The following is a 20,124-nucleotide window of genomic DNA, read 5'->3' on the forward strand; positions in this document are numbered from 1 at the left end:
ACCCTCACCGTGCCTGGGCACGGTGAGGGTGCCGCTCACGGGATGCCTGGTCGCCGCCCCATTTTCGAATGCCCGCCGAGACGGGTCAGCTGTCGCGGCGCATCGCGCGCGTTCCCACGGCCAGGCCCAGGGCCATGACGCCGGCGGCGGACGCCAGGCCGGCGAGGACGGTGGTCGACGCGATGTCGCCGGCGAAGAGGGCGCGCTGGGCGTCGACGACGTACGTGAGCGGGTTGAACTGCGACAGGGTCTGCAGCCAGCCGGGTCCGGTGTCGACGGGGAGCAGCATGCCGGCGAGCAGCAGCAGCGGGAACAGCAACGTCTGCTGCACCGCCCAGAACAGCCACTCGGAGTTCTTCGACGCCAGGGCCAGCGTGTACGACAGCGCGCCGAGCCCGACGCAGAACGCCGCGAGGATCACCAGGCCGACGACGGCGCCAAGCACGTTGAAGCGGAAGCCGAACGGCAGCGTGACCGCGACGATGATGAGCGCCTGGGCGAACATCGGCACGATCTCCTTCAGTGCCCTCCCGATCAGCAGCGACGGTCGCCGCAACGGGGTGACCAGCATGCGCTCGTGCGAGCCGGTCTTGAGCTCGTACAGGAGGTTCGACCCCGTCATCGACGTGGCGAACAGGCACGACATCACGATGATGCCGGGGACGAACCACTGCAGCGTCGAGCCGGTGCCGGCCGGGTTGTCGGGCAGCAGCGGCGCGAACAGGGTGAGGAACACCAGCGGCTGCACCAGGCTGAACACGATCGAGAACGGGTCGCGCAGGACGGGCCGCAGCTCGCGGCTGAAGACGGTGACGGTGTCGGTGGCAAGCGTGCTCATGCAGCGATCTCCTGCTCGTCGGTCGGGGCGTCGATCTCGTCCGTGCCGTCCAGTGCCCGGCCCTCGCGCAGGCTGCGGCCGGTGAGGGTGAGGAAGACGTCGTCGAGGGTCGGGCGCGCGGACTCGGCGCTCGCCACCGCGAGCCCTCCGTCGTGGAGGTCGAGGAGCAGTCTGGGCAGCAGCTCGGGTCCGCCGTGCACGCGGATGCGCAGGGTGCGGTCCGTACGCTCGACCGCCGCCAACGGCGCTGCGGAGGCGACGACCTTGGCCGCGAGGTCGGCGTCGTGCGCCTCGAAGAAGCGCAGGGTGATCAGGTCGCCGGTGAGGTCGGCCTTCAGTCGCCATGGGGTGTCGTCCGCGATCAGCCTGCCGTGGTCGATCACGATCACGCGTTCGGCCATCGAGTCGGCCTCGTCGAGGTAGTGCGTGGTGAGGACGACGGTGGTGCCGTGCCTCGCCCGCAGGTCGCGGAGGTGCTCCTGCAGGTTCGCGCGGTTCTGCGGGTCGAGACCGGTGGACGGCTCGTCGAGGAACAGCAGTTCCGGAGAGTGGATGAGGCCCATCGCGATGTCGAGCCGCCTGCGCTGGCCGCCGGACATCGACGACACGGTGCGGTCGGCCACCGAGCCGAGGTCGAGGGAGTCGATGAGCTCCGCGGCCCGCGCCCGCGCCGCGCGCACGGGCATGCCGTAGCACCGGCCCTGGCTGATCAGCTCGTCACGCCCGCGCTGGCTGTGGCCGGCGCCGTTGCCCTGCCCGATGTAGCCGATCCGCCGCCGGACGGCCGCCTGTCCGGTGACGACGTCGTGACCGGTGACCTCGGCCGTGCCCGACGTCGGCGGGATGAGCGTCGTCAGCATCCGCAACATGGTCGACTTGCCCGCGCCGTTGGGGCCGAGCAACGCCACGAGCTCGCCTCGTTCGACGGTCAGGTCGACGCCGCGGACGGCCTCGACGGTGCGGTTCTTCACGGTGAAGTGCCTGGTCAGTCCGCGGGTGCGGATCATCGTCGTCGTCAGGTGCACCACGCTAGGATCGAAAGCGGCCAGCTTCTGACCTCAATGGCGAGAATCCTGGAGACATGGCGAACACGAGTGAACGCATGCTGCGGCTGCTGTCTCTCCTGCAGACCCACCGGTACTGGCCTGGCGAGGACCTCGCCGAGCGGCTCGGCGTCAGTGGACGCACGCTGCGCCGCGACGTCGACCGGCTGCGCGACCTCGGCTACCAGGTCGACGCGAGCCGGGGCGTGGCCGGCGGCTACCAGCTGCGGGCCGGGTCCGCGCTGCCGCCGCTGCTCCTCGACGACGACGAGGCGGTCGCGATCGCGCTCGGCCTGCACACGGCGGCCGCCGCGTCCGTGGCCGGCGCCGAGGACACGTCGGTCCGCGCGCTGACCAAGGTCATCCAGGTCATGCCGCCGCGGCTGCGGCGGCGGGTCGACGCGCTGCAGGCGCACACGGTGCCGGTGCTCTTCCCAGGTCCCACGGTCGACGCCGGCTCGCTCACCGTCATCGCCCAGGCCTGTCGCGACGCCGAACGGATCCGCTTCGATTACACCAAGCGCGACGGCGACAGCGCCTCCAGGTCGGTCGAGCCGCACTGGCTGGTGTCGTACGGGCGCCGCTGGTACCTCGTCGCGTACGACGTCGACCGGCAGGACTGGCGCAGCTTCCGCATCGACCGTCTCGTCGGGCCGACACCGACGGGAGCGCGGTTCCGCCCGCGTTCACTGCCGGGCGACGTCGACGCCGCGAGCTACGTCCGTGCCGGCATCGCGCGCGCGCCGACCCGCTACCAGGTGACCGTCGACGTCGCCGCGCCCGCCGCCGACGTCGAGAAGGTCGTCGACCGCTGGGGCACCGTCGAGCCGCACAACGAGCGCTCGTGCCGACTGCAGATGAACGTCGACACCCTCGACTGGCCGGCCCTCGTTCTCGCCGCGGTCAACGCGGAGTTCGAGGTGGTCGGCCCCACCGAGCTGCGCGACTACCTGCGCGGCGTGGGCGAGCTGTTCACCCGAGCGGCGTCGTAGCGGGTGTCAGCCGGCGGGCTTGCGTGCCTTCACGATCGCCGAGTGCATGCCGTCGGCGACCTGGTGCGTCCTGACGATCTCCACGTCGGCGAAGCCGGCCGCGACCAGCCCGTCGCGGTACTCGGTCTCCGACAGCGCGCCCGCGATGCAGCCGACGTAGTCGCCGCGCTCGGCGCGGTCTGCCGGCGTCAGGTCGTCCTCGGCGACGACGTCGGTGATGCCGAGCCGTCCGCCCGGACGCGTCACACGGTAGGTCTCGGCGAAGACCGACGGCTTGTCGGTCGACAGGTTGATGACGCAGTTCGAGATCACGACGTCGACCGTGTCCGCCGGAAGCGGGATCGCCTCGATCGCCCCCTGCAGGAACTCGACGTTGGTCACCCCCGCCCGCTCCTTGTTGGCGTTCGCGAGCGCGAGCATCTCGTCGGTCATGTCCAGCCCGTACGCCTTGCCGCTCGTGCCGACGCGCCGCGCTGACAGCAGGACGTCGATCCCGCCGCCCGAGCCGAGGTCGAGCACCGTCTCACCCTCGCGCAGGTCGGCGACCGCGTGCGGGTTGCCGCAGCCCAGGCTCGCGGCGACCGCCTCGACCGGCAGGCTGCCGCGCTCGCCGGCGTCGTACAGGGCGCTGCCGAATCCCTCGGTCAGCTCGTCTGCGGGGGTTCCGCAGCAGCTGTCGTCCGCGCAGCACGCGGTGCTCGATCCAGTGGACGGGTCGGTCACCGCGAGCGCCGCCGCGGCGTACCGCTCCCGCACACGCTCGCGCAGAGCGTCGGCCTGCTCGTTCATGATCTCCTCCTGGATAGACGGACGTCGATACAACCGAGCTTGCCATCTGTATCGACAAGCGTCAATATTGAAGGATGTCGATGTCACCGTGCTGCCCGCCCCTCGTCGACGCCCCACTCGGCGACGCCGATGCGGGCGACCTCGCCCGCACGTTCAAGGCGCTCTCCGATCCCGTGCGGCTGCGCCTCCTCTCGCTGATCGCCTCCGACGAGGGCGCCGAGGCGTGCGTCTGCGAGCTGACCGGGGCGTTCGACCTGTCCCAACCGACGATCAGCCACCACCTGCGGGTGCTGCGCGAGGCGGGGCTGCTGACGAGTGAGCGCCGCGCCACCTGGGTCTACTACCGCGTCGTCCCTGAGCGGCTCGACCGGCTCGCCGGCGTCCTGCAGGGAGAGCGGCTCACCGTCTGAGTCGCAGGGAGGCGCAAGCCGCACCCAACGCATATGCAAGCGGTTCGGCCTGTGCTGGCGGTGTTGGTCAGTGCGGGAGGGGCGCATGCTGCGGATCCACTTCACCTGCGACGACCTCGCGCGCACGACGATCGCCGCGGGGCCGGACCCGTTGTGGGAGCTCCTGTTGAGCCTGCACGTCATCCAGCACGGCAGGGGAGAGCTGGTGTACGGGCCGTGGCGGCGGGAGGCACGCCGGCGGCTGCCGAGGTCGGCACAGCTGCTGTTCGACCTGGCGCCGCCGCGGGGATACTCGCCGGACTTCCTCACGCCCACCTACGGCGCGACCGACCTGGACGAGGTTCTCGACGCCATGCGGTCGACCCCGCGGCAGCAGGTCCGGGCGGAGTTGGAGCAGCTCGCAGGGTGCAAGGCGATGACACCGTGGATCAGACGGCTCGCCCGCGCGGACTCGTCGGTGATGCGCCGGCTGGCCGATGCGATGCGCGGGTACTACGGGAACGTCCTGAAGCCGTATTGGCTGTCGCTGAACCAGCGCGTCGCGGTCGATCGTGCGCGTCGCATGCGCCAGCTGGGCGACGGCGGTCTCGACCGGTTGTTCGGCCAACTGGGTCCCGGGGTCACCTGGGAGTCGCCGGTCCTCACGGTCCGCGGCCTCCGTGGCGGTGACATCCACCTGCGCGGCCGCGGGATGACCGTGCTGCCGTCGTACTTCTGCTGGGCCGCGCCGACGAAGCTCAGGGACGCCGAGCTGCCGCCGGTGCTCGTCCACCCGATCGTGCACACTCCGGGCGACCTGCGCCCGGACGGTACGGCGGCGACGGACCAGGACGTGGCGCTCGCCGACCTGCTCGGGCGGACGCGCTCGCTCGCCCTGCGGGCCATGGCGCGTGGCTGCACGACCACCGAGCTCGCCCGCGCCTGCGACGTCCGGATTGCGGCAGCCAGTCGCCATGCGACCGTGCTCAGGGAGGCCGGCCTGATCACCACCCGGCGACGCGGTGGCGCCGCCGTCCACGAGATCACCCCGCTGGGCGCCGAGCTGCTGGACGGCGGCGCCACCCAGGCGTAGGCGCGCAGGTCATCCGGCGGCGACCGGTGCCTGGCCCTACGTCTGCGATGGTGTCACGTCCAGGGTGGGACCGAAGACCGTCTCGGCTGCCTCGAGAGTGCGCTCCCGTTGCGGCGCGCTACCCACGGCACGGTTCGAGCCACCAGCAGCCGACCCCTGTGCTCATGACCCTCGAGTGCCAGCCCGGCACGGGACGTTTGTCCGGAGATGCGCGGTTTCGATCCAGGTCGAAACCCTGGCGTCGCGTGGGCTGCGCGGTCTTCACTTAACGAGTCAGTCCTCAGTGTTCTAGGGAGTGATCGTGTCCAGGCGGATTCTGGCCGGCGGCCGTGGGTCGCACGCACCGGCCGACCCGTTCGGGCAGCGCGATCTCGGTCTCATTCTCCAGGGCCGCCACCTGTTGCCTGACGGTGGAAGGGGTGTAGCCGAGGTGCGGCACTGCGGCGGCCACCGACCCGCTGGTGACCACCGCCAGGGGAGAACCTGAGCCCAACTCATAGCCATGTAACACGAAGCGTTACCAGAAAGGGGTCTGTTTCGAGTCTTTAGGGGCTCAGTTATTCGCCGGATCTCGGATCGAAATTGACGTGCTATTTGTTAGGAGTGTCGCCTTGACTACTCGTTTCGCGCAGGTTTGTGCCAGCATTTCTGGCCGTGAGGGCCGCATTGCGGCGGCCGTCGCCGTGGTCGCCATTGCCGCGGCAGTACTGCTGTTCGGTGACCCGCAGGTGATCGGTATGACGTACAACTGACGCCCGTGTGGTGCGCGTCTTGAGTCCCCGATGAGCTTGACCTCATCGGGGACTCAAACGCGCACCAGGGCCTGTGTCACAGGCGGGCCGCCCTCGCCTGGTCGTTCCCCACGGACCGAAGACGGAACTGGAGCCGTCCGGCATGCGCGTTTCACTGAGGCGTTCCGAAGCCCCGCGGGGCGAACCGCCGCGGCGATCAGCAGTGTCCCCGGCCGTTGCACTGGGGACGCTTGTGGTGCTCGCGCCCGCCGTCTTGGCCACGGACTGGCTCGCACGCTCGCTGGAGTCCCGCAACAGCAGCAACCCCGCGGAGACGACTGCGGAGATGACGTGGTGGGACGTCATCTCCGCAGTCGTCCAGCACGCCCTGATCCTCGCGGCCGTCTTGGTCGCGGTCCGACTCGCGACTGGGAGGATCGCAGCGCCGAGCCTCGGCCTGCGCCGGACGCCATGGCGCCCGGCGATCGCCAACGCCGCCGTGATCTACAGCGCCTATGTGCTCCTGGCCGCGCTGGCCTCCGCGATCCTCGGCCCACCCCCTGCACGCGACAGTGCCAACGCACTGGCCCAGGTCGACGCCGACAGTCTGCTCATCATCTACGCGGTCACCGCGTGCGTCCTCGCCCCACCGATCGAAGAGTTGTTCTTCCGCGGCTTCCTCTTCCCCGCGCTGCGTAGCCGTCTCGGCACCGTCCCGGCGGTCCTGCTCGCAGGCGCACTCTTCAGCGTGGCACACGCGGCACCGCCGGCTGCCATGCTCCAGCTCGCACTACTCGGCGTCACACTGTGCACCCTCTACCAGCGCACCAGATCATTGCTGCCGGGCATCGCCGTACACGCCGCGCACAACGCCGTCGCCTTCGCAGCGATCACCTCACTGTCCCTACCCGCCACCATCGGCCTCATGCTCGCCGCCGCGCTGACCACCATCGCGATCACCTCAGCTTTCGCCGTCAGCACGCACAACGAACCGACGGCCACCCACCCCGCCTGAAGGGCATTGCCCTCTGGGTCAGATCCCACCGACCTCAGCCTCGCCGGCTGGGACCGCGACCTCAAATGTGCGATCGATCGTCCGCCATCCGGCCACTCCGACGGCGCGGCGCGTTCCTCGACGGCAATGCAGCTTCCCCGACGAAGTGCTGATCGAGTACATGCAGTGGTAGCCGTCAGCCGGTGGCCGGCGGGTGCCGGGCGAGGAACGGCAGGGTCGCCGTGGCTAACCTGCGGGTGTCCTCGGCCATCTCCAGCGCCGGCCACCGGTCCGCGGCGTACCAGCCGGCCGGGTGCTCGGGCGGGGTCACCGGCTCCGGTGACCTGGCGACGGCCACGTAGAGGTGGTCGACGTGCAGGTGCGGCGCGGCGAGGTGGTTGTCGCGCTCGATCGGGTGCTCGGAGATCCACCATGGGGCCGCCACAGCGGCGGCTCCGGGCAGGTCGTCGAGGACGGGTGTGCCGGGCGGGGGCAGCAGGTCGACCTCGAGCCCCGACTCCTCGCGGATCTCGCGCAGCACGGCTTGCTCGGTGTTCTCGTTCGGCTCCAGATGTCCGCCGGGCGGCAGCAGCAGGTGCTGCAGCGGGTGCTCGATCAGGCACAGCCGCCAGTCGTCGCCGTGCGGGGACCAGACGAGTGCGCTCGCGGTGAGGTGCTTGACGGTCACGTCCGTTGTCTAGCAGAACGCCGAGGTGGCCGCGCGGACGGCGCCAGGTGATTACCCGCGAGGGCGTCACGGCCGGTGCGGTACCCTGGTGCCATGCGAGCTCGGCTGCTCCTTCGCCGGCCGCACTGACGGACCGGATTCCGAAGTCAGTGCGGCGACCCCTCCTGTGCGAGGGGTTTCTTCGTCTCGACAGCCGATCCAGGGAGCGAGGATTCGATCATGAGCGCGACCGACGCGCGCACCGAGCCGGAGGTGCCCGACGAGGCGCCGTACCGCTACACCCCCGCTGCCGCCCGCGAGATCGAGGACAAGTGGCAGGACCGGTGGCAGAAGCAGCGGGTGTTCGAGGCGCCGAACCCGGCCGGCCCGATGGCCGAGCCCGAGGCGATCAGGGGTCGGGAGAAGTACTTCATCCAGGACATGTTCCCGTACCCGTCGGGTGAGGGGATGCACGTCGGGCACCCGCTCGGCTACATCGGCACCGACGTGCTGGCGCGGTACAAGCGGATGCTGGGCTACAACGTCCTGCACACCATCGGGTTCGACGCCTTCGGGCTGCCGGCCGAGCAGTACGCCGTGCAGACCGGCCAGCACCCGCGGGTGACGACCGAGCGCAACATCGCGACGATCCGCCGGCAGTTCCGGCGGATCGGGCTGGGCCACGACACCAGGCGCAGCATCGAGACGATCGACCCCGCCTACTACCGGTGGACCCAGTGGATCTTCCTGCGCCTGTTCCACTCGTACTACGATGAGGCGCAGGACAGGGCGCGTCCGGTGACCGAGCTGGTCGCCGCGTACGAGAGCGGCGAGCGGCCCACGCCGGACGGTCGGGCATGGGCGCAGCTGACCGAGCCCGAGCGCCGCAGGATCGTCGACGGGCAGCGGCTGGCGTACGTCTCCGACGTGCCGGTGAACTGGTGCCCGGGGCTGGGCACGGTGCTGTCCAACGAGGAGGTCACCTCCGAGGGGCGCAGCGAGCGCGGCAACTTCCCGGTGTTCAAGCGCAGCCTGGGCCAGTGGATGCTGCGGATCACCGCGTACGCCGACCGGCTGATCGACGACCTGGACGACATCGAGTGGCCCGACCCGGTCACGGTCATGCAGCGCAACTGGATCGGCCGCTCGCACGGCGCGAGCGTCACCTTCCCCGCTGCGACGCCCGCCGGTGACCCGCGCGGCATCGAGGTGTTCACCACCCGCCCCGACACCCTGTTCGGCGCGACGTTCATGGTCCTGGCGCCCGAGCACCCGCTGGTCGACGAGCTGGTGCCCGAGGCCTGGCCGGACGCCGGGCTGCCCGCGTCGTGGACGGGTGGCGCGGCCACGCCGGTCGAGGCCGTCCGCGCCTACCGCGGGGCGACCGGTCGCATGAGCGACGTCGAGCGGCAGGTCGAGTCGCGGGAGAAGACCGGCGTCTTCGTCGGGGCCTACGCGACCAACCCGGCCAACGGCAAGCGCATCCCCGTCTTCATCGCCGACTACGTCCTGCTGGGCTACGGCACCGGCGCGATCATGGCGGTGCCGGGGCAGGACGAGCGCGACTGGGCGTTCGCGGAGAAGTACGACCTGCCGGTCCTCCGCACCGTGCGGCCGCCGGATGACTTCGACGGCAAGGCGTACACCGGCCCTGGGCCAGCCATCAACAGTGCCAACCCCGCCGAACAGCTGAGTCTGGACGGCCTGGGCATCGACGATGCGAAGGAACGCATCATCGCCTGGCTGGAGGACACCGGCCACGGCACGGGCACCATCACGTACAAGCTGCGCGACTGGCTGTTCAGCCGCCAGCGCTACTGGGGTGAGCCGTTCCCGATCGTGCACGACGAGCACGGCCCGATCGCAGTGCCCGACGACCAGCTGCCGGTGCTGCTGCCCGACGTGCCCGACTACGCGCCGAAGACGTACGACCCCGACGACGCAGACAGCGAGCCGCAGGCGCCGCTGTCGCGCGCGACCGAGTGGGTCGAGGTCACGCTCGACCTGGGAGACGGGCCGAAGCCGTACCGGCGCGAGACCAACACCATGCCCAACTGGGCTGGCTCGTGCTGGTACGAGCTGCGCTACCTGGACCCTCGCAACGACGAGATCTTCTGCGACCCGGAGAACGAGGCGTACTGGATGGGTCCTCGCGGCGAGGGCCACGCGGGCGGCGTCGACCTGTACGTCGGCGGCGTCGAGCACGCCGTGCTGCACCTGCTGTACGCCAGGTTCTGGCACAAGGTGCTGTACGACCTGGGTTACGTGACGAGCAGGGAGCCGTTCCACCGCCTGTTCAACCAGGGCTACATCCAGGCGTACGCGTACACCGACTCCCGTGGCTTCTACGTCCCGGCCGAGCAGGTCGAGGAGGTGGTCGAAGAGGGTATGACGACGTACCTGTACGAGGGCACGCCTGTGCGGCGCGAGTACGGGAAGATGGGCAAGAGCCTGAAGAACATCGTCACACCCGACGATATGTGCGAGCAGTACGGCGCCGACACCTTCCGCGTCTACGAGATGTCGACGGGTCCGTGGGACGCGTCGCGCCCGTGGGAGACCAGGGCCGTCGTCGGGGCGCAGCGGCTGCTGCAGCGGGTGTGGCGCACCCTGCTGGACGAGCGCACCGGCGAGCTGCGGGTGGTCGACGAGGACGCCGACCGCGAGACCCGCGTCCAGCTGCACCGCGCGGTCGCGGGCATCCGCGCCGACTACGAGGGCATGCGGTTCAACACGGCGATCGCGAAGCTCACCGAGCTGAACAACCACCTGACCCAGTCGGGCGGGCCGACCCCGCGCGAGGTGGCCGAGCCGCTGGTGCTGCTGCTGGCGCCGATCGCCCCGCACGTCGCCGAGGAGCTGTGGGAGCGCCTGGGACACGACGAGACGCTGGCGTTCGAGCCGTTCCCCGAGGCCGACCCCGCCTACCTGGTGGCCGAGACCGTCGTCTACCCGGTGCAGGTGGCCAAGAAGGTCCGCGGCCGCGTCGAGATCGCAGCCGACGCGAGCGAGGACGAGGTGCGCGCCGCGGCCCTGGCCGACCCGGGCGTCCAGCGGGCACTCGACGGCCGTGAGCCGCGCAACGTCATCGTCGTGCCCGGCCGCATGGTCAGCATCGTCGTCTAGCCCGGCTCATCCGCCGGCGAGGCGGACCCGGTCGCGGTCGGCCATCCGTGCGCTGAACTCGTCGTACGGGTAGTACGTCATGCCGCCGCGGCCCCTGATCGCGCGGACGCCCCGGTCGTCGATCTCGAACGTCAACCGCTCGCCGGGTGAACGCAAGCCCGACGACTCGCGGATCAGCAGCGTGTCGGCGTCCTCGACCGCGAGCTCTGTCGGCTCCTCGGCGGGATCGGCGTCCGCCGGGCTGAGGCCGTACAGGCGGTCGCCGAGGCGCACGATGTCGAGGACGCCCCACAGGTTCGCGAACCTGCCACAGAACCTGTCGAGCACCTCGGGCGCGACCGCGTCACGGTCGCCGTCGCGGTCGGTGTCGGCCGTGAGGTCGATGAGCTTGACGACTCCGGTGGCGAGCTCCGCTGCGGGACCGTCGATCGCGTTGGTGAGCACCGAGACCGCGAGGCCGGCCTTCGGGTCGACCATGGAACGGGTGGCGTGCCCGGGGTAGCCGCCGCCGTGGCCGACCATCCGGCGGTCGCCGGTCCTGCTGACGGAGAGCCCGAGCCCGTACCAGGTCTCGCCCTCCTTCACCTCCCACTCGTCGCGCTGCATCAGTCGCTTGCTCCCGTCGGTGAGGAGTCGGGTGGCACCGAGGACGTGCGCGGAGAGGTAGCGGCACAGGTCGCGGGCGGTGCTGGTGAAGCCGGTGGCCGCGGACATCGCGCGGGTGTCGACGTGGTCGATCGGCACGCGCGTGTCTGCGTACGACAGTGCCGAGTAGCCGGTGGCGAGGTCGCCGGCACGCGCCGGGTCGAGCTCGGGTGCGGTGTCGGTCAGGTCGAGCCGGTCGACGATCTTCGCGCGCACGTAGTCGTTGTACGACCGGCCGGACGCCGACTCGACCACGAGTCCGAGCAGCGCGTAGCCGATGTTGGAGTACTTGAACCGCGTGTTGGCCGGCAGCACCGAGCCGTCCCGCTCGACGACCGCGCGGAGCCCGGCCTCGTCGGGGAACGGACGGTCGAGCTGCCAGTGGTCGGCGTCGTCACCGTCGCGCGTCACGCCACCGCCATGGGCGAGCAGCTCGCGTACGGTCACCGGCGCGAGGTCCGCGCACGCGTCCTCCAGCCAGTCGACGTGCGTGCCGACCGCGTCGTCGAGCCGCAGGGCGCCCGCCTCCGCCAGCTGCATGACCGCCGTGCCGGTGAACGTCTTGGAGTGCGACGCGATCCGGAACAGGTGGTCGGGCGTCAGGGCGACATCGCTCTCGACGTCGGCGTGACCCGACGCGGTCGACAGCACCTCCTCGTCGCCGAAACCGACGGCGGCCTGGACGCCGGGCACGCGCAGGTACCGGCGCCGGAACGACAGCCAGTGCTCGGCGTACGCGGCGGCGGAGCGGACGAGGGCAGCGGTGAGGGGAGGGGGAGTCGGCATGGAGCCGACCGTATCGCTCGACCTGCCGGAATCTCGGCCCACTCTGGCGCGCTGAGATCCCGACAAGTCGGGCAGGCCGGTACTGTCGCGCCATGGGCCACCGCGTCGCCGTCGTCACCGACTCCACGGCGTACCTGCCGCCCGACGTCGTGGCGCTCCACGACATCACCGTCGTGCCCCTGCAGGTGCTCGTCGACGCGGTGCCGGGCGACGACGGCGTCGACATCACGGCGCTCGACGTGGCCGAGGCGTTGCGCGCCAAGCGGCGCGTGACGACGTCGCGGCCCAACCCGGAGAGGTTCGTCCACGCATACGAGGAGGCGGCACGTGCCGGAGCCTCGGCGGTCGTCTCCGTTCACCTGTCGGCCCGGATGTCGAGCACGCTGGACAGCGCGCGGCTCGCCGCGAAGTCCGCGCCGGTGCCGGTCGAGGTCGTCGACTCGCGCCGCATCGGCATGGGCCTCGGCTTCGGCGTGGTCGCGGCGGCGGAGGCCGCCGCGGCGGGTGCGGACGCGGCGACATGCGCTGCGGCCGCGGCGGAACGGTCGACGTCCACCGACGTGTTCTTCTACGTCGACACGCTGGAGTACCTGCACCGCGGCGGCCGGATGGGCGCCGCGACGAGCCTCGTCGGCAACGTGCTCATGGTGAAGCCGTTGCTGCGCATCCACGACGGCCAGATCGCGTTGCTGGAGAAGGTGCGCACCTCGGCCAAGGCGCTCGTCCGGCTGGAGGAGATCGCCGTGTCGTCGGCGTCCGGCGCTCCCGGCACCGTGGTCGACCTCGCCGTCCAGCACCTCGCCGCCCACGAGCGCGCGGGGAGCCTCGCCGAGAGCCTGCGGGGGCACCTGCCCCGCTGCCGGCGTCTCTACACCGGCGAGGTCGGCGGCGTCGTCGGCGCGCACGTCGGGCCCGGCATGATCGCAGTGACGGTGTCACGCCACCGCGCCTGATCCTTCCCTGCAGGCGGATACGAGGAGAGGCGATGACCGACGCGACGACGTTGGCACCGTCACCTTCGCCGTGGGAAGTACCCGAGTGCTCGCCGCCGTGACTGCAGGATCAGCCCTTGAGGGCGCCGGTCGTCAGGCCCTTGGTCACGTGGTCCTGCAGCAGGGCGAAGACGATGAGCACCGGCACGACCGTCACCATCATGCCGGCGAAGAGCGTGACCCAGTTCGTGCCGTAGTCGGCGGACTGGCCGAGCTGGAACAGTCCCAGCGGCAACGTCATGTACTCCGGCGAGTGGATGAACACCAGCGCGTAGAAGAACTCGTTCCAGTTGTTCAGGAAGCTGATGATGCTCACCGACGCCAGCGCGGGGCCGAGCAGCGGCAGGATGATCTGCACGAACGTCCGCGTCGGCCCGGCGCCGTCGACGGCTGCGGCCTCCTCCAGCTCGTACGGCAGGGTCTTCATGAAGCCGACGAGCACGAACACGTTGAGCGGCAGGTTGTACGTCGCGTAGACGAGGATCAGGCCCGTGCGGCTGTCGAGCAGGCCAAGCTCCTGCAGTGTCAGGTACAGCGGGATGAACGTCACCATCCACGGCACCATCAGCCCGGCGAGGAACAGGCTGAGCACGAGGTTGTTGACCCGGAACGGGATGCGCGCGATCGGGTACGCGGCGAACGCCGACAGGGCGACGCCGAGCACCGTCGCGGTGACGCTGACGAGGATGCTGTTGCCGAAGAACGCGCCGACGTTGGCGTTGTTCCACGCGTTCGCGTAGTTCTCCCACCGCCAGGTGTCGGCGGCGCTCCACGGGGGAGTGCCGATGAACTCCCTGTTGCTCTTCATCGAGGCGTTGAACACCCAGACGAACGCGCTGATCGTGGAGAACGCGATGGACCCGAGCAGCAGGTAGAAGAACAGGTGGTAGCGGCGGAACGGCGCGCGCGCCTCCCGCTTCGTACGCCTAGTACTGGACGTCGTCACGTTTCAACACCTTGTTCAGGACCTGGGCGATGACGAGCATCAGGACGATGAGGACGACGCCCATCGCCGCCGCGTAACCGAACTCGATGTGGTCGAACGCGGCTCGGTACATCAGCGTGCCCACGATCTCCGTGGACTTGAACGGGCCACCGTCGGTCATGATGAAGACGAACGCGAACGCCTGCATGCTCTGCACGATCCACAGCACGATGAGCACGCGGAACAGGTCGCGCATCATCGGCAGCATCACCGTCCAGAACAGCCGCCACTCGCCCGCGCCGTCGATGCGCCCCGCTTCGAGCACGTCCTTCGGCAACCGCTCGAAGCCGGCACAGAGCAGGACCACCCAGATCCCGATGCCGTGCCACACCGAGGTGAACGCGACCGCGGGCAGCGCGGTGGCGGGGTCACCCAGCCAGGTACGCGCGAGCACGTCGAGGCCGACGCCCTTCAGCGCGGGGTTGATCAGGCCGAGCGTCGGGTGGTAGAGGAACTTCCACAGCAGCGACACCACCGCGACCGACAGCACGATCGGCGCGAACACGATGAACCGGAAGAAGCGCTCACCGTGCAGGCGCTGGCTCAGTCCCCACGCGATGGCGATCGCCGGCGGGAAGAGCATGCAGCCGCCGACGAACGTGAGCATGAACGTGTTCTGCAGCGCGTTGTAGTAGGCGGGGTCGCCGAACAGCTGCTGATAGTTGGCGAGGCCGGCGAACGTCGACCGCCCGGTGCGGGAGAACTCGCTGAGCGAGATGCCGACGGTCCTGACGAGCGGGTAGACGAAGAAGACGCCGAGCAGGGCGAGCGCGGGCAGCAGGAACGGGATGACGATCCTGCGTTGCGCGAGCTTGTGCATCGCCTTCTCTCCCTGGTCCCGTGACCGCCGGCCACAGGGCCGGCGACCAGGGGACCACCCGGTCAGTTCTTGTGGTACCTGCGCAGTGCCTTGTCCAACCGTTGCAGTGTCTCGTCGGCGTCCTGCTTGCCGAAGAGCAGCCGGGAGATCTCCGGATAGATGACGTCCTTCGCCTTGCTCGTGGAGATGCCGTAGTCACGCGGCTGCAGCTTGTCGGCTCCCTTGATCACCTTGTCGATGCCCTCGAGCCCAGGCGGGCTCTTCACTCCCTGGACCGCGGACACCTCGCCGGTCTTGTCACCGCGCTCGGTCTGGGTCTCGACGCTGGTGAGCCTGCGGCACCACTCCAGGGCCAGCGGCTGCACCTCGCTCTCGGCCGAGATCGAGACGTTCTGCGCGGCGGCCATGACGGACTTCTGGTCACCCGCGCCGCCGGTGACCGCGGGGAACGGGATGACGCCGAGCTCGAAGTCCTTCGGGATGACGTCCTTCATCTCGCTGACCAGCCAGCTGCCCATCAGGATCATGCCGGCCTTGCCCTGGAAGAACTGTGCCTGCGCCGCGGTGAAGTCGGTGCCCTCGAAGCCCTCGAGGAACGCCTTGTCGTCACGCAGCTGCTGCAGCTTCTCCAGCCCGTCGAGGAAGCCGGGGTCGTCGGTGATGTGGCCCTTGCCGCCGGTGAGCACCGCACGGGCCTTGTCGTACCCGACGGTGCGCAGCCACAGGTGGTCGCTCCACATGCCCATGTACGGCTCGAAGCCGCCGGTGAGCGCGATCGGGTCGACGCCGGCCTTCGTGAGCTTCGCGTTGGCGGCGAGCAGCTCGTCCCAGGTGGTCGGGGCCTTGATGCCGTTGTCCGCGAACAGCTTCTTGTTGTAGAAGAGCGCGTGGACGGACAGCTCGGACGGGATGCCGTAGATGCCGCCGTCCTTGGACTTCATGAACTGGACGACCGACGGGGTGAAGCTGTCGAGCCACGGCTTGCCGGTCGCCGGGTCCTGCTGCTTCAGGTACGGCGCCAGGTCGAGCAGGAAGTCGTCGTCCGCCCAGGCCTGCAGGTTCGGGTCGGTCGCGTCGAACATGCCGTAGTCGACGTCGGGCGCGTCACCCGCACGCCACCGCTGCTCGAGGCCGGGCCGTGCCTTCGTGTTGGCGAACGTGAGCTTGACGTCGGTGCCCTGGTGGTCCTTCTCCAGGCCGGTCGCGAGGTCCTCGAGGAACGTGTAGCCCGGCGTGCCCTTGGCCGGGAGGACGCCGACCTCGAGCGGGCCGCCCTTGATGTCGTCCTGCCAGGTCTTGACGTCGGGGGCCTCCTCGTTGCCGCCGCCGCCACCGCAGGCGGTGAGGCCGAGGCAGCACACGGCAAGCGCCGCGACGATTCGCGCTCCCCAGCTGGTGCGGGTTCTCATCCGGGTCCTCCTTCGTTCGCTCGCCGCCCGACGAACTTCTAGAATATCGAAAGAAGTTCTCTGAATTCGTAGAAAGTACTCCGCTGGTCCGGCTCGCACAAGGGCTCAGGCGGTGGGTGTGGGGAGCAGGTCGCTGAACTCGTCGAGGAACCTGTCGATCACCCGGACCTCCTCGTCGTCGAGCAGGTGTGCGGGTTCCCGACAGTAGCTACTCGCGAACAGTCCGCGACGGACGGAGATCAGCTTCTCCGCCGCGATGATCCGTTCGGTGTCGAGCATCCAGTAGGAGATGTACGGCAGCAGCTGGCGGTGCAGCTCGTCACCGCGCTTCTCGTCGCCCGAGGCGTAGCGCTGCCACATCTCGACGTAGATCTCGGTGAACGAGCAGCCGGGCTGGGTGCCCACGGCGCCCCGCCTGATGGCGTCGGGGAGCTGGACGCCGGCGTAGCCCTCGACGGCGCACAGAGCGGGGTCACCGCCGGCGAGCTCCTCGATGAGCGGGCCTGGCGGGCTCGACTCCACCTTCACCAGCGCGAGGTTCGGGTACCGCGCGGCGAGGCCGCGCAGGATCGTGGCGTCGAGGCTCGTGCCCGTCTCGCTCGGCGCGTACTGCAGGACGACGGGCGTCGGCGCGATCGCCTCCAGCACCGCGCCGACGTGCTGGACGACCGAGCGCCTGGACGGGGTGAGGAAGTGCGGCGGCAGCAGGTTCACCAGGTCGGCGCCCGCCTCGACGACCTCACGCGCGCGGCGTACGGCCAGGATGGTGGCGTGGTCCTGGACGGCGACGATCGCGGCCACGTCGTCGCGGCTCCTGGTGTGGGAGAGCAGCACCTCGGTGAGGCGCCGACGCTCGTCCTCGGCGAGCTTGTGGTACTCCGACGCGAACCCGGGGAACATCACGCTGCTCACCCCGGTGCCGAGCACGTGCGCGACGACGCGGTCGAACCCTTGGACGTCGATCTCGCCCGCGGCGGTGAACGGCACGCCCAGTACCGGTGACACGCCGCGGACGAGCGTCGAGGCGTCGTCACGTTCGTCGACCTTCATGTGTCCTCCTCCTCGCCGAGCAGTGCGCTCAGGTTGCCGCCGAGCACCGCGGCGCGGTCCCCGTCCTCCAATGGCCAGTCGGTGACGCGCCGCAGCTCGGCGGCCGGCACCGTGTAGGGCGCGTCGGTCGAGAAGACCAGTCGCGACGTCCCGATCTCCGGGTCGCGTGCGAGCTCGGAGAGGACGGTGTCCCACGGCGCGTAGCAGGTGTCGCCGTAGACGTTCGGCGCGTGCCGCAGCGCGGGTGCGGCGTCGATCCAGAAGTCCGTCGCGCCGCTGCGACCCATCACGAAGCGCAGGTCGTCGTGCCGGCGCGCGAGGGTCGCGAGCGGCAGGGGCACCGCGCTCGGCGGCGTGCCGGTGCGCACGTACGCGAACCAGCCGGCGTCGGCCGCGAACCGCAGCAACGGGTCGACGAGGCCGTCGAGCAGGTCGAAGCCCTGGAGCACCGAGTCGACGGCCAGCGCACGAGCGCCGTGGTCGCGCGCCCAGGCGAGCTCGTCGAGTGCCGCCTCGCCGCGCCACGGGTTGGCGACGGCGTACGGGAGCAGCCGGCCACCGGCCGCCGCCGCGGCCGTCGTCGTGGCCTCGTTGCCGGCCCGGTTGTCGTACGCGATGCAGCGCTCGTCCGGCGCGACGAGCGCACGGTCGATGCCGAGCGTGTCCATGGTGGTGAGCAGGGTGTCGGCGTCGAGCGCGACCTCGCGGCCGCGCCCCAGGCGCACGTGTGCGTCGACGATCATCGCGCCCCCAGCCGGTCGCCGAGTAGCCGGCGCGGGTTGTCGACGAGCATCGCGGTGCGCTGCTCGTCGGTGATGCCCCAGCCGTCGATCTCGGCGACGCGCGCCACCGCGTAGTCCTGGCTGGGTTTGTCGGACAGGCCTGCGTCGGTGCCGAACAGCACGCGGTCGCGGGGGGCGTGCTCGAGGATCGTGCGCGCGGCGTACGGCGGGGTGCCGCAGATGCACAGGTGGAGGTTCGGGGTCTCCTGGGTGACGGCGAGCGCCTCGCGCCAGCAGTCGTGCAGGCCGCCGTGACCGAGGACCACGGGCAGCCGTGGATGCCGGCGTGCGAGGGCCGCGATCTGTGCGGGCGTCGAGTACGGCGGCGTGCCGTCGTGGCTGAGCAGCACGCTGTCGCCGGCGACGAGTACCTCGCAGATCGCGTCGAGCGCGGGCTCGTGCATGCTGAAGCCCTGCAGCCAGGGGTGCAGCTTGAGGCCGGCGAGCTCGAGCTCGCCGAGGACCCGTTCGGTCTCCGCGACCGCGCCGTCGTGCCGCGGGTTGACCGTGCCGAAGCCGGCGAGCCGGTCCGGATACCGGTGGACGAACGCGGCGAGCTCGTCGTTGGCCTCCGGTGTTGCGTTGAACAGGCCGTCGTGGGCGAGGACGACGGCCGCCTCGATGCCCGCGGTGTCCATGAACGCGACGAACTCGTCGGGTCCGAACGCCGCGCCGGCGAGCCAGCTCGCCGTGCGCCAGGCGGGAGGGTGGGAGTGGAAGTCGATCATGCCCGGCTCTCGCCTCCGTCGTCGTGCGTTGACCGCTCGTGGGCGGCGGTCGCCACCCGTTCGCTCGTCTCCAGTGCGGCGCGACCGGCCGCCAGACCGGGTTCGGGGCGCGTGCGCTCGCCGGTCGCCAGCTCGACGAAGCGGGTGAGCTGGCGGTCGAAGCAGCGCGTCGTGCGGTCGCCGTCGAACTCGACCCGCTCGTACCCGTCCGCCGTCGTCAGCTCGAGGTCGAACGTCGAGCCGTGCAGCACGGCGTGGCCGCGCGGGCCGAGGAACGTGACCTCGCTGCGGGGGAGGGCGTCGGTGAGCCAGCCGAACTCGACGAGCGCGACGGTGGAGTCCGCGTACGTGAGCCGCGCGCCGACGAGGTTGGGAGCGGGGAGGTCGGCGTCGGTGCGCAGGGCCCACGCGTCGTCGACGGTGGGGGAGCTGGCGCCGAGCAGGACGGTGAGCCAGTCGAAGACGTGGGCGCCCTCGTGGACGACGGGCGTGCCGTGGGCGAGCGTACGCCGGAGCCGTGCGGTGTGCTCCTCGTCGTGCGGGTCGCGACGCTCGTCGTAGATGTGCGCCCGGACGAGCAGCGGCCGCCCGAGCCGGCCGTCGCGCAGCCAGCCGGCCAGGGTCTCGATCGCGGGGTCGTGCCGGTACGTCAGCCCGACCTGCAGGCGCGCGGTCTCGTCTTCGGTGAGTGCGTCGTACGCGGCGGCGGCCCCGACGGACGTCGCGACCGGCTTCTCGGCGAGGACGTACCTGCCGGCACGCACGGCGCGGATCGCGAGGTCCGTGGTCACCCACGGTGGCGTCGCGAGCACCACGGCGTCGACGGTGTCATCGGCGAGCACCTCGTCGAGATCGGTGGTGGTGCGTACACCCGACCCGGCCGTCGCGTGTGCCCGGTCGAGCCGCTCGGCCGAGACGTCGACGAGCGCCGCGAGCTCGACCTGCGGGTGCCGCAGCAGCGCGGGCAGGTGCGCGCCGGCGCCGATGTCGCCGAGGCCGGCGAGGGCCGTTCTCATCGAGGGTTCACTTCGATATCTCGAAGGAAGCTTCCGATAACCGAATCATCGGGAGCATCCTGCCGCGTGCGCGCCCGGAGCACAAGCGCCCGCGGCGCCCAGGCCCTCCCCTGTTGATCACGTTCATTCGAAAATGGCTGTCAGGTGGCTGCCTGGGTGAGGGTGACGGTGTAGCCGAGGGTGGTGAGTTGGTGGGTGAGTCGGGCTTTGCGGTGGGCGTGGTTGCCGGTGTGTCGGTTGGTGTGCCAG

General features: G+C 70.5%; 19 protein-coding genes. 6 read left to right on the plus strand and 13 right to left on the minus strand.

Annotated features, from left to right (window positions below; all coding sequences use genetic code 11):
* Positions 1–85: 85 nt before the first annotated feature.
* Positions 86–838 (minus strand): ABC transporter permease, encoded by a 753-nt coding sequence (locus GEV10_11100; protein MQA79004.1) that lies wholly within the window; start codon positions 836–838, stop codon positions 86–88.
* Positions 835–1,845 (minus strand): ATP-binding cassette domain-containing protein, encoded by a 1,011-nt coding sequence (locus GEV10_11105; GenBank protein ID MQA79005.1) that lies wholly within the window; start codon positions 1,843–1,845, stop codon positions 835–837. The genes GEV10_11100 and GEV10_11105 overlap by 4 nt, the downstream gene beginning before the upstream one ends.
* 95 nt (positions 1,846–1,940) lie before the next feature.
* Between GEV10_11105 and GEV10_11110 the strand changes: the two genes are divergently transcribed.
* Positions 1,941–2,873 carry a WYL domain-containing protein gene (locus GEV10_11110; GenBank protein MQA79006.1) on the plus strand — a complete coding sequence of 311 codons (933 nt, stop codon included), beginning with the start codon at positions 1,941–1,943 and terminating at the stop codon, positions 2,871–2,873.
* Positions 2,874–2,879: 6 nt separating this feature from the next.
* On the opposite strand, the gene arsM is transcribed toward GEV10_11110, so the two are convergent.
* Positions 2,880–3,662, minus strand: coding sequence for an arsenite methyltransferase (gene arsM, locus GEV10_11115; GenBank protein ID MQA79007.1), 783 nt, complete (start codon positions 3,660–3,662; stop codon positions 2,880–2,882).
* A gap of 74 nt (positions 3,663–3,736) precedes the next feature.
* Here arsM and GEV10_11120 point away from each other — a divergent pair, with 74 nt between their 5' ends.
* Positions 3,737–4,072, plus strand: coding sequence for a metalloregulator ArsR/SmtB family transcription factor (locus tag GEV10_11120; protein ID MQA79008.1), 336 nt, complete (start codon positions 3,737–3,739; stop codon positions 4,070–4,072).
* 85 nt (positions 4,073–4,157) lie between these two features.
* The gene (locus tag GEV10_11125; GenBank protein ID MQA79009.1) at positions 4,158–5,144 is read left to right on the plus strand and encodes a helix-turn-helix domain-containing protein; all 987 of its coding nucleotides are present in this window, start codon (positions 4,158–4,160) and stop codon (positions 5,142–5,144) included.
* 280 nt (positions 5,145–5,424) lie between these two features.
* Here GEV10_11125 and GEV10_11130 read toward each other — a convergent pair whose 3' ends face one another.
* The gene (locus tag GEV10_11130) at positions 5,425–5,637 is read right to left on the minus strand and encodes a LysR family transcriptional regulator (protein ID MQA79010.1); all 213 of its coding nucleotides are present in this window, start codon (positions 5,635–5,637) and stop codon (positions 5,425–5,427) included.
* Positions 5,638–6,038: 401 nt separating this feature from the next.
* On the opposite strand from GEV10_11130, the gene GEV10_11135 reads away from it, so the two are divergent.
* Positions 6,039–6,890, plus strand: a complete 852-nt coding sequence (locus GEV10_11135) for a CPBP family intramembrane metalloprotease (protein MQA79011.1) — start codon at positions 6,039–6,041, stop codon at positions 6,888–6,890.
* Between the two features lie 175 nt (positions 6,891–7,065).
* Here the strand turns inward: GEV10_11135 and GEV10_11140 are convergent, their stop codons facing one another.
* Positions 7,066–7,557, minus strand: coding sequence for an NUDIX domain-containing protein (locus GEV10_11140; GenBank protein MQA79012.1), 492 nt, complete (start codon positions 7,555–7,557; stop codon positions 7,066–7,068).
* Between the two features lie 219 nt (positions 7,558–7,776).
* Here GEV10_11140 and GEV10_11145 point away from each other — a divergent pair, with 219 nt between their 5' ends.
* Positions 7,777–10,662: a leucine--tRNA ligase gene (locus GEV10_11145; GenBank protein MQA79013.1), complete on the plus strand. Its 2,886-nt coding sequence runs from the start codon at positions 7,777–7,779 to the stop codon at positions 10,660–10,662.
* Positions 10,663–10,668: 6 nt separating this feature from the next.
* On the opposite strand, the gene GEV10_11150 is transcribed toward GEV10_11145, so the two are convergent.
* Positions 10,669–12,093 (minus strand): serine hydrolase, encoded by a 1,425-nt coding sequence (locus tag GEV10_11150; GenBank protein ID MQA79014.1) that lies wholly within the window; start codon positions 12,091–12,093, stop codon positions 10,669–10,671.
* A 92-nt stretch (positions 12,094–12,185) separates the two neighbouring features.
* Between GEV10_11150 and GEV10_11155 the strand changes: the two genes are divergently transcribed.
* Positions 12,186–13,046 (plus strand): DegV family EDD domain-containing protein, encoded by an 861-nt coding sequence (locus GEV10_11155; protein MQA79015.1) that lies wholly within the window; start codon positions 12,186–12,188, stop codon positions 13,044–13,046.
* Between the two features lie 109 nt (positions 13,047–13,155).
* Here GEV10_11155 and GEV10_11160 read toward each other — a convergent pair whose 3' ends face one another.
* The 7 genes from GEV10_11160 to GEV10_11190 form a co-directional block, all read right to left on the minus strand.
* Complete coding sequence (locus tag GEV10_11160; protein MQA79016.1) at positions 13,156–14,031, minus strand: ABC transporter permease subunit; 876 nt, start codon at positions 14,029–14,031, stop codon at positions 13,156–13,158.
* Positions 14,012–14,890, minus strand: a complete 879-nt coding sequence (locus tag GEV10_11165; protein MQA79017.1) for an ABC transporter permease subunit — start codon at positions 14,888–14,890, stop codon at positions 14,012–14,014. The genes GEV10_11160 and GEV10_11165 overlap by 20 nt, the downstream gene beginning before the upstream one ends.
* 62 nt (positions 14,891–14,952) lie before the next feature.
* On the minus strand, positions 14,953–16,299 hold the full coding sequence (locus GEV10_11170; GenBank protein MQA79018.1) for an extracellular solute-binding protein: 1,347 nt from the start codon (positions 16,297–16,299) through the stop codon (positions 14,953–14,955).
* A 105-nt stretch (positions 16,300–16,404) separates the two neighbouring features.
* Positions 16,405–17,349 carry a dihydrodipicolinate synthase family protein gene (locus GEV10_11175; protein MQA79019.1) on the minus strand — a complete coding sequence of 315 codons (945 nt, stop codon included), beginning with the start codon at positions 17,347–17,349 and terminating at the stop codon, positions 16,405–16,407.
* Positions 17,346–18,092 (minus strand): amidohydrolase family protein, encoded by a 747-nt coding sequence (locus tag GEV10_11180; GenBank protein ID MQA79020.1) that lies wholly within the window; start codon positions 18,090–18,092, stop codon positions 17,346–17,348. Before GEV10_11180 ends, GEV10_11175 begins: the two co-directional genes overlap by 4 nt.
* Positions 18,089–18,859, minus strand: a complete 771-nt coding sequence (locus GEV10_11185; GenBank protein ID MQA79021.1) for an amidohydrolase family protein — start codon at positions 18,857–18,859, stop codon at positions 18,089–18,091. The genes GEV10_11180 and GEV10_11185 overlap by 4 nt, the downstream gene beginning before the upstream one ends.
* Positions 18,856–19,875 (minus strand): gfo/Idh/MocA family oxidoreductase, encoded by a 1,020-nt coding sequence (locus GEV10_11190; GenBank protein MQA79022.1) that lies wholly within the window; start codon positions 19,873–19,875, stop codon positions 18,856–18,858. Before GEV10_11190 ends, GEV10_11185 begins: the two co-directional genes overlap by 4 nt.
* Between the last annotated feature and the right edge of the window lie 249 nt (positions 19,876–20,124).

This window comes from Streptosporangiales bacterium (assembly GCA_009379955.1).
Taxonomy (GTDB): Bacteria; Actinomycetota; Actinomycetes; order Streptosporangiales; family WHST01; genus WHST01.

Bases quoted from the DNA above. Each gene is read 5' to 3' on its own strand.
- GEV10_11100 (MQA79004.1), bottom strand. From the start codon at position 838: ATGAGCACGCTTGCCACCGACACCGTCACCGTCTTCAGCCGCGAGCTG.
- GEV10_11105 (MQA79005.1), bottom strand. From the start codon at position 1,845: ATGATCCGCACCCGCGGACTGACCAGGCACTTCACCGTGAAGAACCGC.
- GEV10_11110 (MQA79006.1), top strand. From the start codon at position 1,941: ATGCTGCGGCTGCTGTCTCTCCTGCAGACCCACCGGTACTGGCCTGGC.
- arsM (MQA79007.1), bottom strand. From the start codon at position 3,662: ATGAACGAGCAGGCCGACGCTCTGCGCGAGCGTGTGCGGGAGCGGTAC.
- GEV10_11120 (MQA79008.1), top strand. From the start codon at position 3,737: ATGTCGATGTCACCGTGCTGCCCGCCCCTCGTCGACGCCCCACTCGGC.
- GEV10_11125 (MQA79009.1), top strand. From the start codon at position 4,158: ATGCTGCGGATCCACTTCACCTGCGACGACCTCGCGCGCACGACGATC.
- GEV10_11135 (MQA79011.1), top strand. From the start codon at position 6,039: ATGCGCGTTTCACTGAGGCGTTCCGAAGCCCCGCGGGGCGAACCGCCG.
- GEV10_11145 (MQA79013.1), top strand. From the start codon at position 7,777: ATGAGCGCGACCGACGCGCGCACCGAGCCGGAGGTGCCCGACGAGGCG.
- GEV10_11150 (MQA79014.1), bottom strand. From the start codon at position 12,093: ATGCCGACTCCCCCTCCCCTCACCGCTGCCCTCGTCCGCTCCGCCGCC.
- GEV10_11155 (MQA79015.1), top strand. From the start codon at position 12,186: ATGGGCCACCGCGTCGCCGTCGTCACCGACTCCACGGCGTACCTGCCG.
- GEV10_11165 (MQA79017.1), bottom strand. From the start codon at position 14,890: ATGCACAAGCTCGCGCAACGCAGGATCGTCATCCCGTTCCTGCTGCCC.
- GEV10_11170 (MQA79018.1), bottom strand. From the start codon at position 16,299: ATGAGAACCCGCACCAGCTGGGGAGCGCGAATCGTCGCGGCGCTTGCC.
- GEV10_11175 (MQA79019.1), bottom strand. From the start codon at position 17,349: ATGAAGGTCGACGAACGTGACGACGCCTCGACGCTCGTCCGCGGCGTG.
- GEV10_11180 (MQA79020.1), bottom strand. From the start codon at position 18,092: ATGATCGTCGACGCACACGTGCGCCTGGGGCGCGGCCGCGAGGTCGCG.
- GEV10_11185 (MQA79021.1), bottom strand. From the start codon at position 18,859: ATGATCGACTTCCACTCCCACCCTCCCGCCTGGCGCACGGCGAGCTGG.
- GEV10_11190 (MQA79022.1), bottom strand. From the start codon at position 19,875: ATGAGAACGGCCCTCGCCGGCCTCGGCGACATCGGCGCCGGCGCGCAC.